At 68.5% G+C, this 13,092-nt stretch carries 11 protein-coding genes; 2 read left to right on the forward strand and 9 right to left on the reverse strand.

What is annotated here, in order from left to right; translation table 11 throughout:
• Positions 1-3: 3 nt before the first annotated feature.
• Positions 4-1,176 carry an MFS transporter gene (locus tag ACF8LI_RS14600; protein ID WP_392414243.1) on the reverse strand — a complete coding sequence of 391 codons (1,173 nt, stop codon included), beginning with the start codon at positions 1,174-1,176 and terminating at the stop codon, positions 4-6.
• Positions 1,173-2,414: a serine hydrolase domain-containing protein gene (locus tag ACF8LI_RS14605; RefSeq protein ID WP_392414244.1), complete on the reverse strand. Its 1,242-nt coding sequence runs from the start codon at positions 2,412-2,414 to the stop codon at positions 1,173-1,175. The genes ACF8LI_RS14600 and ACF8LI_RS14605 overlap by 4 nt, the downstream gene beginning before the upstream one ends.
• A gap of 116 nt (positions 2,415-2,530) precedes the next feature.
• Here ACF8LI_RS14605 and ACF8LI_RS14610 point away from each other — a divergent pair, with 116 nt between their 5' ends.
• Both ACF8LI_RS14610 and ACF8LI_RS14615 read left to right on the forward strand, forming a co-directional pair.
• Positions 2,531-3,502, forward strand: coding sequence for a LysR family transcriptional regulator (locus tag ACF8LI_RS14610; RefSeq protein ID WP_392414245.1), 972 nt, complete (start codon positions 2,531-2,533; stop codon positions 3,500-3,502).
• Between the two features lie 317 nt (positions 3,503-3,819).
• Positions 3,820-6,789: a diguanylate cyclase gene (locus tag ACF8LI_RS14615; RefSeq protein WP_280047779.1), complete on the forward strand. Its 2,970-nt coding sequence runs from the start codon at positions 3,820-3,822 to the stop codon at positions 6,787-6,789.
• A gap of 67 nt (positions 6,790-6,856) precedes the next feature.
• On the opposite strand, the gene ACF8LI_RS14620 is transcribed toward ACF8LI_RS14615, so the two are convergent.
• The 7 genes from ACF8LI_RS14620 to ACF8LI_RS14650 form a co-directional block, all read right to left on the reverse strand.
• Positions 6,857-7,534 carry a DUF1028 domain-containing protein gene (locus ACF8LI_RS14620; protein WP_017406790.1) on the reverse strand — a complete coding sequence of 226 codons (678 nt, stop codon included), beginning with the start codon at positions 7,532-7,534 and terminating at the stop codon, positions 6,857-6,859.
• Positions 7,535-7,587: 53 nt separating this feature from the next.
• Positions 7,588-8,022: a RidA family protein gene (locus ACF8LI_RS14625; protein ID WP_392414246.1), complete on the reverse strand. Its 435-nt coding sequence runs from the start codon at positions 8,020-8,022 to the stop codon at positions 7,588-7,590.
• A 53-nt stretch (positions 8,023-8,075) separates the two neighbouring features.
• Positions 8,076-9,359: a flavin-containing monooxygenase gene (locus ACF8LI_RS14630; RefSeq protein WP_392414247.1), complete on the reverse strand. Its 1,284-nt coding sequence runs from the start codon at positions 9,357-9,359 to the stop codon at positions 8,076-8,078.
• A 109-nt stretch (positions 9,360-9,468) separates the two neighbouring features.
• Complete coding sequence (locus ACF8LI_RS14635) at positions 9,469-10,167, reverse strand: ABC transporter ATP-binding protein (protein ID WP_016448200.1); 699 nt, start codon at positions 10,165-10,167, stop codon at positions 9,469-9,471.
• Positions 10,160-10,996, reverse strand: coding sequence for an ABC transporter ATP-binding protein (locus ACF8LI_RS14640; RefSeq protein ID WP_013802991.1), 837 nt, complete (start codon positions 10,994-10,996; stop codon positions 10,160-10,162). Before ACF8LI_RS14640 ends, ACF8LI_RS14635 begins: the two co-directional genes overlap by 8 nt.
• Positions 10,986-12,167, reverse strand: a complete 1,182-nt coding sequence (locus tag ACF8LI_RS14645; protein WP_392414248.1) for a branched-chain amino acid ABC transporter permease — start codon at positions 12,165-12,167, stop codon at positions 10,986-10,988. The genes ACF8LI_RS14640 and ACF8LI_RS14645 overlap by 11 nt, the downstream gene beginning before the upstream one ends.
• Entirely contained in the window at positions 12,167-13,084 is a 918-nt protein-coding gene (locus ACF8LI_RS14650; RefSeq protein WP_047327224.1) for a branched-chain amino acid ABC transporter permease, read from the reverse strand. The genes ACF8LI_RS14645 and ACF8LI_RS14650 overlap by 1 nt, the downstream gene beginning before the upstream one ends.
• Between the last annotated feature and the right edge of the window lie 8 nt (positions 13,085-13,092).

Here is a 13,092-nt window from a genome sequence, read left to right on the forward strand (position 1 = left end):
TACCTACCTGCACACCGCAGGAAACCCATGCCGCCTGGCCGCCCACACCACGGCCAGCGATGCGCCCAGCAGCGCCAGCAGCACGGGCGTGAAGGCGCCCACGCCCATGCGCGCCAGCAGCAGGCCGCCCACGATGCCGCCGCCGGCAATCGCCATGTTCCAGGCCGTGACCAGCATGGACTGCGCCACGTCGGCGGCCTCGCCCGCCGTGTGGGCAATGGCGGTCTGCAGCAGCGTGGCGGCGCCGCCAAAGGCCAGGCCCCAGACGGCCACCGCCGCATACACCAGGGCCGGCGCATCAGCGGCCACGCCCAGCATCAGCGTGGACAGTGCAAACAGCGCAATGCTGGCCAGCGTGAGCGCACGCAGGTGGCGGTCGATCAGCACGCCGGTGATCCAGATGCCCAGCACGGAGGTGGCGCCGAACACCAGCAGCACCAGGTCCGTGCGCGCGGCCATGCCCGCCTCCGCCAGGAAGGGCGCGATATAGGTGTAGAGAATGTTGTGCGCCAGCACGAAGGCCAGCACCACGAACAGCACGGGGCGCACGCCCGCCAGGGTGAACACGCGCCGCAGCGGCAGGTGGCGGCCTGCCGCCTGCCCTGCAAAGTCGGGCAGGCGGGCGCGCACCCAGACCATGAGCGCCAGCGCCAGCACGCTCATGAGTCCGAAGCACAGCCGCCAGCCCACCAGTTGGCCCAGCACGGTGCCGGCCGGCACGCCCAGCGACAGCGCCAGCGGCGTGCCCACCATGGCAATGGCGATGGCGCGGCCCTTGAGATGGCCGGGCACCATGCGTGCCGCGTAGCCGGCCAGCAGCGCCCAAAGCAGCCCGGCCGAGACCCCCGCCAGAAAGCGCGCCACCAGGGTCAGCGCAAAGTGCGTGGACAGCGCCGTGACCGTGTTGGCGACGACAAAGCCGGCGATCGCCGCCAGCAGCAGGGGGCGGCGGCGCATGCCCTGCGTGGCGGCCGTCAGCGGTATGGCGGCCACCAGGGAACCTATGGCGTAGAGGGTGACGGTCTGGCCCACCCAGGCCTCGGTCACGGCCAGGCCCTGGGCCATCTGCGGCAGCAGGCCGGCCGGCAGCGCCTCGGTCAATATGGTGATGAAGGCTGCCATGGCCAGCGCCAGCAGGGAGGCAACGGGCAGGCGGTCCTGGCTTGTTCCGTTCATTGCGGCTCTCCCGAAGCCCCGTGGACCTCACAAACCCCGTAGACCGCGTCGCGCAAATCGTTGACGAAGCGCCCCGACATGCCCTCGTACAAGGTATTGGTGAAGGCCACGACACTGAGCTTCTGCGCCCGGTCCACGAACCAGGAATGCCCGTAGGCCCCGCCCCAGCGCCAGGTGCCCGCCGACTCGGGCGATGCGGCCAGCGCCGGATCGCGCAGCACGGAAAAACCCAGTCCGAAGCCGAACCCGGGCGCATCGGGCAGCTCCAGCCCGCCCGTCTGGTCGCGCGCCATCTCGGCGACCAGCGCGTCGGGCAGGAGCGTTCCGCCGCCCTGGCGCAGGGCCTCCAGCAGGCGCAGGAAGTCGCCGGCCGTGCCGGCCATGCCCGCCCCTCCCGAGGCAAAGGCCCGCGCATTGAAGATGCGGGCCGGGCTGAACGGGATGCCGATGGCGCCCTCGAAGGGCGACACGGTCTCGCCCTCGGCCAGCGGATGGGGCTGCGGCACATCGCTGACATAGGCCGTGGCCACGCGCCGTGCGGCCAGTGCATCGGTCACCGCAAAGCCGGTATCGGCCATGCCCAGTGGCCCGGCCACAAGGTCGCGCACGGCCTGCTCCAGCGGCCTGCCGTGCACCTGTTCGATAAGGGCGCCCAGCACATCGGTGGCCAGCGAGTAGCCCCAGGCCGTGCCGGGCTCGTACCGCAGCGGCACGCTGGCGATGCGGCGCAGGTTCTCCGCCAGGCTGATGCCCGAGCCATCCATGCCGTCCGATACACCGGCCAGCGCATAAGGGCCCTGTGCGTCGGCCTCGAAGAAGCGGTAGCCCAGCCCCGCCGTGTGGCTGAGAAGCTGCCGCGCGGTGATGCGCGCCGGCCGGCCATCGGCCAGCCGGGGCCGGAACTGCGGCAGCCAGCGGTCCACGCCCTCATCCAGACCGAGCCGGCCCTGCGCCACCAGCACCAGGGCCGCCGCCGAAACAATGGGCTTGCTCGCCGAGGCCAGGCGGAACACCGTGTCCACGGCCATGGGCAGGCCGCGCTCGCGGTCAGCCCAGCCGGCCGCCTGGCGGTGGACCAGGGCGCCGCCACGCGCCACCAGCACCACGGTGCCGACCAGGCGCTGCGCCTCAAGCGCCTGCCGGACCACGGCCTGGATGCGGTCGGACAGGGGCGAGTTCAACGGGGCTGCAGGCAGCGCAGCGGGTGCAGCAGATGCCGCAGAAAGAGCAATCGTCATGGGAATTCCCGGGATCAATGAACAGGGTCCTGACGATAGAAAGCCCTCGATTAAAGAAAAAGTGGGGTAGATTTCCGCGTTATGCGGAGCTTTCTGTCCGCAATGAAGGAGTGGCCTTGGACAGCCTCAACGGTTTCCTGGTGTTCGTGCAGGTCGCCGAGACCCGCAGCTTCGTGGCGGCAGGCCGGCTGATGGGAGTCTCGGCATCGGCCATCGGCAAGAGCGTGGCGCGGCTGGAGGACCGGCTGGGCGTGCGCCTGTTCCACCGCAGCACGCGCAGCATCACGCTGACGGCCGAGGGCACGCTGTTCCTGGAGCGCAGCCGGCGCATCCTGGCCGAGATCGAGGCCGCGCAGCTGGAGCTGTCGCAGGCCAGCGCCGCGCCGCGTGGCCGGCTGCGGGTCAGCCTGCCCCTGGTCAGCTCGCTGGTGCTGCCGGTGCTGGGCGAGTTCATGCGCGCCTATCCCGAGATCGAGCTGGACCTGGACTTCACGGACCAGCTGGTGGATGTGATCGAGGAAGGCTTCGATGCCGTGGTGCGCACGGGCGCGCCCGCCGACTCCCGGCTGTCCGCGCGCCGACTGGGCGCCTTCGGCTACCTGCTGGTGGCCTCGCCCGGCTATCTGGCGCAGCGCGGCACGCCCCGGGTGCCCGAGGATCTGCTGCAGCACAGCTGCCTGCACTACCGCTACCCCCACAGCGGCAAGCTGGAGCCCTGGGTGCTGCGGCGCGCAGCGGGCGCGCCCGAGCTGCAACTGCCCACCTCCATGATCTGCAACAACATCGAAACCCGGCTGTGCTTTGCGCTGCAGGGCCTGGGCATCGCCTACCTGCCGGATTTTTCCATCCGCGAGCCGCTGGCCGACGGCCGGCTGCAGCCCGTGCTGGCGGACTGGATGGAGCACACCAATGTCTTCCACGTGCTGTGGCCCGCCAGCAGGCACCCCTCGCCCAAGCTACGGGCACTGGTGGACTTCCTGTGCGCGCGGGTGTTTCCACAGGCGCAGCCGGGGCAGGTCCAGGACGCTGCCAGGACCGGGGCGCCCAAGACACCCAAGACACCCCAGACATCCGGGACGCGCAGATAGGCTGCGCGCCGGCTGCTGCCCTGACTTGCTGGCTATCGCGCAGGCCCCTATCTGAGTTAGCATGCTTATAGAGCGACGTATTCACAGAGTCATATCGGTTGCTCTGGCCCACCGGCAGGCAGGACCTGCGTCTCGAGCGCTGTGGCGTGCGGGGCGCTGTATCGGTGGGCCATTGCGGTTGACAGCTGGCGTTGCAGATCTTTTTTCTTGTCTCGCTGCGTTGCATGTCTTCTCGTTCCACCGCTATCCATCGTCCCGCCCTTTCCTCGCGCTCGCACGCAAGAACATCGTTGGCCGTCATTGCAGGCGTCTGCTTGATGGCGCTCGCAGCGGGGCTGTACTGGGCCGCGTTGCTGGCCAGCCACCAGTACATGCAGCGCTACACACAGGATCAGGCTTGGCTGCGCGTCTCGCAGATGTCCCAGGCGGTTTCCGCGCAGGCCGGGACCATGCTGTCGGGCCTGAACTATTCCCTGCGGGACCTGGCCCAGGACTACGAATCGGGTGACTCCGAGGCGTTCGGGCGGGCCGTCGCCAGCGTCCAGGAGGCCTATCCGCCCGGCACCATCGTCCAGGTGGCCGTGGCCGATGCGAAGGGCCAGGTGGTGTATTCGAGCCTGGCAGCCTCGGAGCCGCCTGCGCAGGGCGTGTCCATTTTCGACCGCGAACATTTTCAGGCGCATCTGAAGGGCCTGACGCAGGGAACCTTCATTGGCCGTCCGGTACAGGGACGGGTCTCCGGGCAATGGGGTATCCAGCTGAGCCGCGCCCTGCACCACCGTGGCGCGTTTGCGGGCGTGCTGGTGGTGTCGCTGTCGCCGCAGTACCTGTCGCGGCAGTTGCAGGCCATCTTCGACAGCCCGCGCGACGTGATCTTGCTGCTGCGCGAGGACGGCACCTATCTTGCGCGCTCGCAGAACCAGGACCGGGTGCTCGGGCGCCAGTTGCCCGCGAAGCGGGTGGCGCTGTTTGCCCCCGATGTCACGCATGGCACCTACGAGGTGCTGGCGAGCACCGACGGAATACAGCGCATGTATGCCTGGAGCCGCGTCAGCGGCTTTCCGATACTGGTGAGCACGGGGCTGGACCACGAGGCCGTGTTCGGCCCGCTCAACGAGACCATACGGCAGAGCCTGTGGCGCAACGGCATAGGCACGCTGCTGATTTTTCTGGGCGGGATGCTGACGGCCTGGCTGGCGTTCCAGCGCTGGCGGGAGGAGGACCAGCGGGTCCAGTCCGAAGAGCGCTTTCATCTCCTTTCGCAGGAAGTGCCGGGCGGCCTGTTCCAGTACAGCTGGGACCCTGCCGGCCACTACGCTCTGTCGTTTGCCAACCCCGGCTTTTATGCCATGCACTGCATCGATCCGGATACGGCAGACCCTGCCTTGCAGGACCTGGCACAGCGGGTTCATCCGGAAGATATCTCCGCGCTCAGGCGGTCCATCGACGAAGCGATGCGCAGCCAGGGGGACTGGGCCTGCAAGTACCGCGTACAGTCCGCCGATGGCTCCGTGCGCTGGCTGCAGGGCCATGCACGCCCGCAACGCACTGACGACGCAACCGTGCTCTGGCATGGCTACATCCTCGATGTCACCCAGGACGAAAGCCTGCGCAAGGCGCTTCACGAGAGCGAGGAGCGGCTGCGTCTGACCATCGGTGCCGTGCGTGACGGACTTTGGCAGTGGGACCGCGAACACGACCAGGTGCTGTGGGATGCCCGCTGCTACCAGATGCTGGGCATGCCGGACCAGGCACTCGGTTCGTTCACCGTGGCCGGCTTCATGCATCTGCTGCACCCACTGGACCAGCCTCGCGTCCAGGAACGGCTCAGGCGCCACCTCGAACACGGCGACCCATTCCGTGTCGAGATGCGCATAAGGCAGGCCGATGGCTCCTGGCGATGGATCGAATCGCGCGGGGAAGTGACCCTGCGCGATGCCGACAACAAGGCACTGCGCATGCTGGGAATGCACACCGATATCCAGGAACGGGTGGAGCAGACCCATATGGTGAGCGCCCTGCTGGAGCGCGGAAGCGCCCTGGTGCTTGTCGCCAGCCATCGCCGCAGCATCGTCTACGCCAATGCCCGGGCAGCCGAGTGCTTCGGCCTTGCCGCGGGCGCGCTCGAGCCGCAGTGCTCTTTCCAGCAGCTGCATCCGTCCAGCGACAGTTTCGACAGCTTCGCATCGCTGTACGAGCGCCTGAGCCTGAAGGGCACGGTGCGTACCGAGTGGGCACTGAAGGTCAAGGGTGGCCACATGCGCTGGTTCGACATGCAGGGCGCACTGCTGGACCCCGAAGATCCCCAGGGCAATGTGATCTGGACACTGTTCGACGTAGATGCCCGCCATCAGGCGGAAAGCGCATTGCACCAGGTACAGCAGCGGCTGGAGGCCATCATCGAGAAATTTCCGTCAGGCATCCTGGTGACCGACGATGCGGGGCAGTGCATCAGGGCAAGCAACGCAATGCTGGTGGACCTGTTCGAGCTGCCGCTGTCCGCCACGGACCTTGTGGGGAAAAGCCTGCAGACCTTGCTGTCCTATTTGCCCCCGGCCATGGCAACGGCCTTGCAGCCTGCACCGCAACCGGGGGCAGGTGCCCTGTCGCAACGAACGATCTTTGCCCTGTCCAACGGCCGCCATATAGAAACGGAGCTGCTGCCGCTTCGCAGGCAGGAGCGGCTGCTTGGCTACTGCTGGGTATTCCACGACGTGACCGACTACAAGAGGCGCGAAACGCAGCTCGAAGCCCTGGCATTGACCGATGCGCTCACGGGTGCCAGCAACCGGCGGGCCTTCATCACGCGCATGGAGTCGGAGCTGGAGCACCTGCGCCTGGGACTGAGCCATCCGTCGGCACTGATCATGCTGGATATCGACCATTTCAAGCGCGTCAACGACAGCTTCGGCCATGGCGTGGGCGACGAGGTGCTCAGGCATCTGGTGATCGCGGTGTCCAAGCAGCTGCGCCAGGGCGACATGCTGGGCCGCCTGGGCGGCGAGGAATTCGCCGTCTTGCTGACGGACGTGGACGCCCCGACCGCACTGCGGCGCGCGGAGAACCTGCGTGAGGCCGTGGCGGCGCTGGCCGTGTCCGTACAGGGCCAGGACAGCCCGATCCGCTTCACCGTGAGCCTGGGCGTATGCCTCATGGACGAGGGTGAGGCATCGGTCGAGCGCTGCCTGGAGCGGGCCGACGCCGCCATGTATTTCTCCAAGCGCAATGGCCGCAACCGCACCACATGCTGGACGCCCGATACCCCCGTGATTTCAGACGCCAAGTGAACGCGATGCCAGTGCCGCGACACGCCCGTGCGCCCGGGCAAGGCGATGTGTCAGCTACCCGGCCGCCTCACTCATCGCCCGGCACTCCGTAGCTGGGCGCGGCCGTGGGATCGATGGCGCGCGTCTGGTAGTCCTGCATCTGCGGCGCGTAGGCGGCCCAGAGGCCTTGCAGCGCGCCGATGGGATCGTGCTCGGACCAGTCCACGCGCAGGTCCGCCATGGGCCAGCTGTGCTCGCCCGCCACCTTGAGCGCGGCCGAATGCACGGGCCCGGCCTCGCCGCCCGCGGCCATGGCGGCCTGCATGGCGGCCAGCAGGCGCTCGGCCAGCGGCAGCGCCGCGCTGCGCTCGAAGGCCGGCACCATGGCCTCGATGGTGCGTTCGCTGGCCAGCAGGTTGCCGGCCGCCACGCACTGCCGCCCCACGGCGCTGGTGAAGATGCCCAGCGCCTGGCTGCCGCTGAAGACGCCGGTGCGGCCCTGCGCGTCCACCACGGTGACCTGGCGGTACTGGGGCCAGCTGCCGTCGTCCAGCGCCTGGCGCAGCGCGGCCTGGGGGTCGGCGCCCTGCTCCAGCAGGTCCAGCACGCGCGGGCCCAGGGCGGGCAGCGTGATGTTCTGCGTGGACACCACGCCCACGCCCGCGCGCACCCAGGGGCAGCGCGCGCCCACCGCAATGCTGGACGAGCTGATGGCCACGCCCAGCTGCCCGGTGCGCTCGCAGCGCCCCACAATCGAAAAAGTCATGGTTTCTTCCTCCTGCCGATGCGGCTGTACCAGGTGCTTGCTGTGGTCGACGTTCAGGCGCTGGCCGGCGGCTGCCAGTCATCGGGGATGACCGCGATCACGTCGATCTCCATCAGCCACTGCGGCTGCCCCAGGGCCGAGATGCACAGCCCCGTGGAAATGGGAAACACGCCCTTGAGCCACTTGCCCACTTCCCGGTAGACGGGCTCGCGGTAGCGCGGGTCGATGATGTAGGTGGTGGTCTTGACGATGTGCGACAGGTCGCTGCCCGCTTCCTCCAGCAGCTGCTTGACGTTCTTCATCGCCTGCTCGGCCTGCTTTTGCGGATCGCCCAGGCTGACCAGGTTGCCCTCGAAATCGGTGCCGATCTGGCCGCGCACATAGACGGTGTTGCCGGCGCGCACGGCCTGGCACAGGTCGTTGTCCAGCGACTGGTTGGGATAGGTGTCCTTGGTGTTGAACATGCGGATGCGGGTATGGGTGGGCATGGTCTGGCTCCTGCAGGGGGTGGATGGGAAGGTGTCTCAGAGCGCGCTACCTGCTACCTGCTGCGGGCGGCGGCGTCGTAGTCGCTGTAGCGGCGCTGCTTGGCGATGTGGTCGGCCACGAACTTGGCGTCATGCCACACGCCCCAGATGAAGGACGAGCCACGGCGCGACAGCCAGGGAAGGCCCAGGAAGTAGATGCCGGGCTCATGGCCCACGCCGCGGTGGTGGCGCGGCTTGCCGCCGGGCTCGAAGCTGTCCACCTGCAGCCAGCTGAAATCCACCCTGTAGCCCGTGGCCCAGATGATGGAAGTGATGCCTGCGGCGGCCAGGTCGAGTTCGCGCAGGGGCTGGCGCACGCATTCCGGATCGGGCAGGCGCCTGCGCGCCTCGGGCTCCTCGGGCAGGTCCAGGCCGTTGCGGCGGATGTAGTCGTCGGCCGCATCGAGCATGGCCAGGTAGTTGGCGTCGCCGTTGGCGATGTTCTCGGCCAGGTCGTCCCGGAAGCGCACCCTGCCATCGGCGAAGGACTCTGTCAGCCCCACCAGGGTGATGCCCTGGTGGCCCAGCGCGCGAAAGTCCACGGTGTGGCCGCCGCGCGCGCCGCTGACGGCAATGGTCACGTGCTCGCGGCCAGGCTTGGCAATGGCCGCATCCCATTCGCCCAGCACGCCCAGCCACCAGCAGAAATCACGGCCGCGGTAGGCGCGCGGCGGCCGGTCATGGGCGCCTACCGAGAGAAACACCTTTCGGCCCGCGCGCTGCAGTTCATCGGCAATCTGCACGCCCGAGGAGCCTGCGCCCACCACCAGCACGGCGCCTTCGGGCAGTTGCGCGGGGCGGTGGTAGTGCGCGGAATGGATCTGCAGCAGGCTGCCATCGGCGGGTGCAGCGGGCGCAGCCGGCGCTATCGGCGGGATCACCGGCACCTGGAACGGCCCCGTGGCCGCGATCACGTTGCGGGCCTCGATCACGCCCTCGGACGTTTGCACCGTGAAGCCCGGCCGGCCCTGGTTGCGCGTGACCCGCCTGACCTCCACGCCGGTGCGCACGGGCGCCTTGATCTGGCGGACATACTCCTCGAAGTAATCGGCCACCTCGTCCTTGCCGGGAAAGCCGTCGCGGTCGCCTTTGAACTCCAGGCCCGGAAAGCGGTCATGCCAGGCCGGCCCGTTGGCCACCAGCGAGTCCCAGCGCCCCGTGCGCCAGGCCTGGGCGATGCGCTGGCGCTCCAGCACCAGGTGCTCTACGCCAAGCTGGCTCAGGTGTTCGCTGGCCGCGATGCCGGCCTGCCCGGCGCCGACCACGAGCGTGTTGATGGTTTGGATTTCAGCTGTCATGGTGTGGGTCTCTCAGGAAAAAAAGGCGCAGGCCGTCCCGCATCGGCGCGGTGCCGACTGCCTTGGTGTGGTCCGCAACAAAAAGGAGGTGAAGGCCGCCCGTGCGGCGCTACAGGTACAGGTGCTTCACCACGTCGTTGGCCAGCAGCTCGCTGGCCGTGCCCGAGGCCACCAGCTGGCCCTTGAGCAGCAGATAGCCCGTGTGGGCGATGGACAGCGCCGCCTCGGCGTTCTGCTCGATGAGCAGCACGGTGATGCCTTGGCTGTGGATGCGCTGCACCGTCTCGAAGTACTCCTCGATGAGCTTGGGCGACAGGCCCAGCGTGGGCTCGTCCATCACCACCAGGCGCGGCTCGCCCATGAGCACGCGGCCCAGCGCCACCATGGCCTGCTCGCCGCCGGACAGGGTTCCCGCCGCCTGCGACAGGCGCTCGCCCACCCGGGGGAACAGGGCCACCACGCGCTCCAGCGCCTGGGCAAAGCCCTGCTGCGGGCGCAGCGCGTCGTGACCGATCTTCAGGTTCTCCTGCACGGTCAGCTCGGCAAACAGGCGCCGGCCTTCGGGCACGAAGCCCACGCCCAGGCCGGCCAAGTCCTCGGTGCGCATGCGCGCCAGCGGCTGGCCCATGACGCGGATGGCGCCGTGGTGCACGGGCAGCAGGCCCGCGATCGCCTTGAAGGTGGTGGTCTTGCCCGCGCCGTTGGGGCCCAGCAGGCAGACGATGCTGTGCTCGGGCACCTGCAGCGAGACCTGGTTGAGCATGTTCACCACGCCATAGCGCGTGCTGATGGAGTCCAGTTCAAGCATGGCTGGCCTTTCTGCCCAGATAGGCTTCCTGCACGCGCGGCAGCCGGCGCACCGCCTCGAAGCTGTCGTCGCCGATCTTGCGTCCGTAGTCCAGCACCATCACGCGGTGCGGCAAGGTGGCGATGAGCCGCATGTCGTGCTCGATGATGATGAAGCCCAGCGCCGGATTGCCTTCGCGCAGGCGCTGGATGTCGGCGATCAGCGCATCGGTGTCGCGGTCGTCCATGCCGCTGGAGGGCTCGTCCAGCAGCACGATACGCGGCTCGGCGGCCAGGGCGCGCGCAATCTCCAGGCGGCGGCGGTCGGCCTGCGGCAGGCTGCTGGCCAGCACGTTGCGGCGCTGGTGCAAGTCGCTGGACACGCTTTGCAGCAGCGCGCAGGCGCGCTCGGCGCAGCGCTTCATCTCGGCGCGCGAGACGGCCGGGCGCAGCAGCGCGGTGAGCACGCCGCAGCGGGTGCGCGCGTGCATGCCGATGATCACGTTGTCCAGCACGCTCAGCGAGCCGAACAGCCGGCTGGTCTGGAAGGTGCGCGCAATGCCGGCGCCCGCGATGTCGTGCGCGGCCATGCCCTTGAGCGAGCGGCCTTGCAGCAGCACCTCGCCCTCGGTGGGCTGGTAGATGCCGGTCAGCAGGTTCAGCAAGGTGGACTTGCCCGCGCCGTTGGGCCCGATGATGCCCAGCACCTCGCCCGCCGCCAGGTGGATGTCCACGCCCTGCACCGCCGTCAGGCCGCCGAAGCGCATGGTCAGGCCACGCCCCTCCAGGACCAGCGGACCTGCGGGCGCGGCATGGTGGGTGGGATGGGTGGGAGGGGAATCAATGCTCATGGTTGCGCACCCGTTGGGGGAAGATGCCGCGCGGGCGGATGATGAGGAAGGCGATCACCACCAGGCCGTAGAACAGGATGCGGTAGTCGGAAAACGCCCGCAGCTTCTCCGGCAGCATGGTCAGCAGGAAGGCGCCGACGATCACGCCCAGCGTGTTGTCCATGCCGCCTGCGATCACCAGCGTCATGATGGTCACCGACACCAGGAAGGTGAAGTTGTCCGGCGAGATGAAGCTCACATAGAACGCATACACCGTGCCCGCGAAGCCCGCCAGGAAGGCGTCCACCGCAAAGGCCTTGACCTTGAACCAGGTGACGTTGATGCCGCAGGCGCGCGCGGCGATCTCGTCGTCGCGCAGGGCATTCCAGGCCAGTCCTACGCGCGAGCTGTGCAGGCGCTGCGCCGAGACGATGGCCAGCCCCAGCAGGGCGACGGCCACGTAGTAGAAGTTGGCCTGTCCAGGCAGGCTGTGGCCCCACAGCGTGATGGGGTCGTTGAACGAATGGCCGAACAACGTGGGCGAAGGAATGCCCACCAGGCCGTTGGCGCCGCCCGTCCACTCCAGGTTCATCAGCAACTGGTGCACGACGATGCCGAAGGCAATCGTCACCAGCGCCTGGTAGCTGTCGCGGGTGCGCATGGACGGCAGGCCCAGCAAAAAGCCGAAGACCGTGGCCACGGCGGCGGCCACCAGCAGGCAGATCCAGAAGCTCACGCCGAAGTGGATGGCCAGCAGGGCCGACGCATAGGCGCCGATGCCGTAGGACGCGCCGGTGGCGAAGTTCGGTATGTTGGCGCTGCCCAGCTGGAAGTTCAGCGCCAGCGCCAGCACCGCGTACAGGCAGGCGATGATCATCAGGTGCATGGCGTAGCTGTCACCGCCCAGCACCCACGGAAACACCAGTGCCAGCACCACGCCCGTGCCCGCCGCCAGCGGCCTGCACTGGCCGAAGGCGGCCACGATGCGGTCCTCCACCAGCGGGCGTTTCTGCACCGCGACCAGGGCCACGGCAAAGCAGGCCAGCAGCGCCAGCACCGTGATCCAGCTTTCGGCCAGCAGGAACTGGCGCAGCAGCACGGCGCCCGCCAGGGCCACGCCCAGCACGATGGCGGCAGAGCCCGCACTCCGTGGTACCGCCTGCGGCGGCGCCTGTATCGTCGTTGTCTGCATCACACCTTCTCCATTTTCTGAACGCCGAACAGGCCGGCGGGGCGAAAGATCAGCACCAGGATCACCAGGGCGAACACGAACACCAGGCGGTACGAGGTGCCGTTGGGCACATAGCCCTGCACGATGGTCTCGATGGCCGCAATCAGCAGGCTGCCGACAATGGCGCCCCCGAGCCGCCCCAGGCCGCCGACCACCGCGGCGGAAAAGCCGATCAGCCCCGCCTGCACGCCGAAGTCAAAGCGCACCACGCCCGCATAGCTGGCCAGGAAGATGCCGCCCACCGCGCCGGTGGCCGAGGCAATGAAGAAGGTGTTGCGAAACACCGGCCCCGGCGCAATGGAGAACAGCCGCGCGGTTTCGCGGTCCTGCGACACGGCGCGTATGCGCATGCCCATGGGCGTGTGGTGCAGCACATAGAGCAGCACGCCCACCAGCGCCATGGCCACCAGCACCGAGACCACGCTGATCAGGGGCAGCGGCCCGAACGGGGTGGGAACGGCCCCCTGCGCAATCGCCGGGAACGCGTGCGGATTGCTGCCCTGCGGGTACAGGTGGCGGATCAGCTCGCGGATCACGATGCCCAGAGCCACCGTGGCCACCAGCGGCATCATGGCCGGCGCATTGCGAAAGCGGCTGATCACCAGCCGGTCCAGGGCCACGCCCAGCCCTCCCACCGCCGCAATGGCCACCAGGCAGGCCAGGCCCAGCACCAGCCAGGGGGCCGAGCCGCCCAGCGCGGCGGCCAGGGCCTGCACGGCCGCCAGGGCGATGAAGGGGGCGACCATGGCCACGTCGCCATGGGAAAAGTGAATCACCTGCAGCACGCCAAACAACAGGCTGAAACCCAGGGCAAGCAGGCTGTAGATGCAGCCCAGGGTCAGCCAGTTGATGAGTTGCTGGAACAGCGCGTCATGCATCGATAGGG

Source organism: Delftia sp. WSY_12, assembly GCF_043104645.1.
Taxonomy (GTDB): domain Bacteria; phylum Pseudomonadota; class Gammaproteobacteria; order Burkholderiales; family Burkholderiaceae_C; genus Comamonas; species Comamonas tsuruhatensis.

Coding starts and splice junctions, on each gene's coding strand:
- ACF8LI_RS14600 (WP_392414243.1), bottom strand. CDS start 1,176: ATGAACGGAACAAGCCAGGACCGCCTGCCCGTTGCCTCCCTGCTGGCG.
- ACF8LI_RS14605 (WP_392414244.1), bottom strand. CDS start 2,414: ATGACGATTGCTCTTTCTGCGGCATCTGCTGCACCCGCTGCGCTGCCT.
- ACF8LI_RS14615 (WP_280047779.1), top strand. CDS start 3,820: ATGGCGCTCGCAGCGGGGCTGTACTGGGCCGCGTTGCTGGCCAGCCAC.
- ACF8LI_RS14620 (WP_017406790.1), bottom strand. CDS start 7,534: ATGACTTTTTCGATTGTGGGGCGCTGCGAGCGCACCGGGCAGCTGGGC.
- ACF8LI_RS14625 (WP_392414246.1), bottom strand. CDS start 8,022: ATGCCCACCCATACCCGCATCCGCATGTTCAACACCAAGGACACCTAT.
- ACF8LI_RS14630 (WP_392414247.1), bottom strand. CDS start 9,359: ATGACAGCTGAAATCCAAACCATCAACACGCTCGTGGTCGGCGCCGGG.
- ACF8LI_RS14635 (WP_016448200.1), bottom strand. CDS start 10,167: ATGCTTGAACTGGACTCCATCAGCACGCGCTATGGCGTGGTGAACATG.
- ACF8LI_RS14640 (WP_013802991.1), bottom strand. CDS start 10,996: ATGAGCATTGATTCCCCTCCCACCCATCCCACCCACCATGCCGCGCCC.
- ACF8LI_RS14645 (WP_392414248.1), bottom strand. CDS start 12,167: ATGCAGACAACGACGATACAGGCGCCGCCGCAGGCGGTACCACGGAGT.
- ACF8LI_RS14650 (WP_047327224.1), bottom strand. CDS start 13,084: ATGCATGACGCGCTGTTCCAGCAACTCATCAACTGGCTGACCCTGGGC.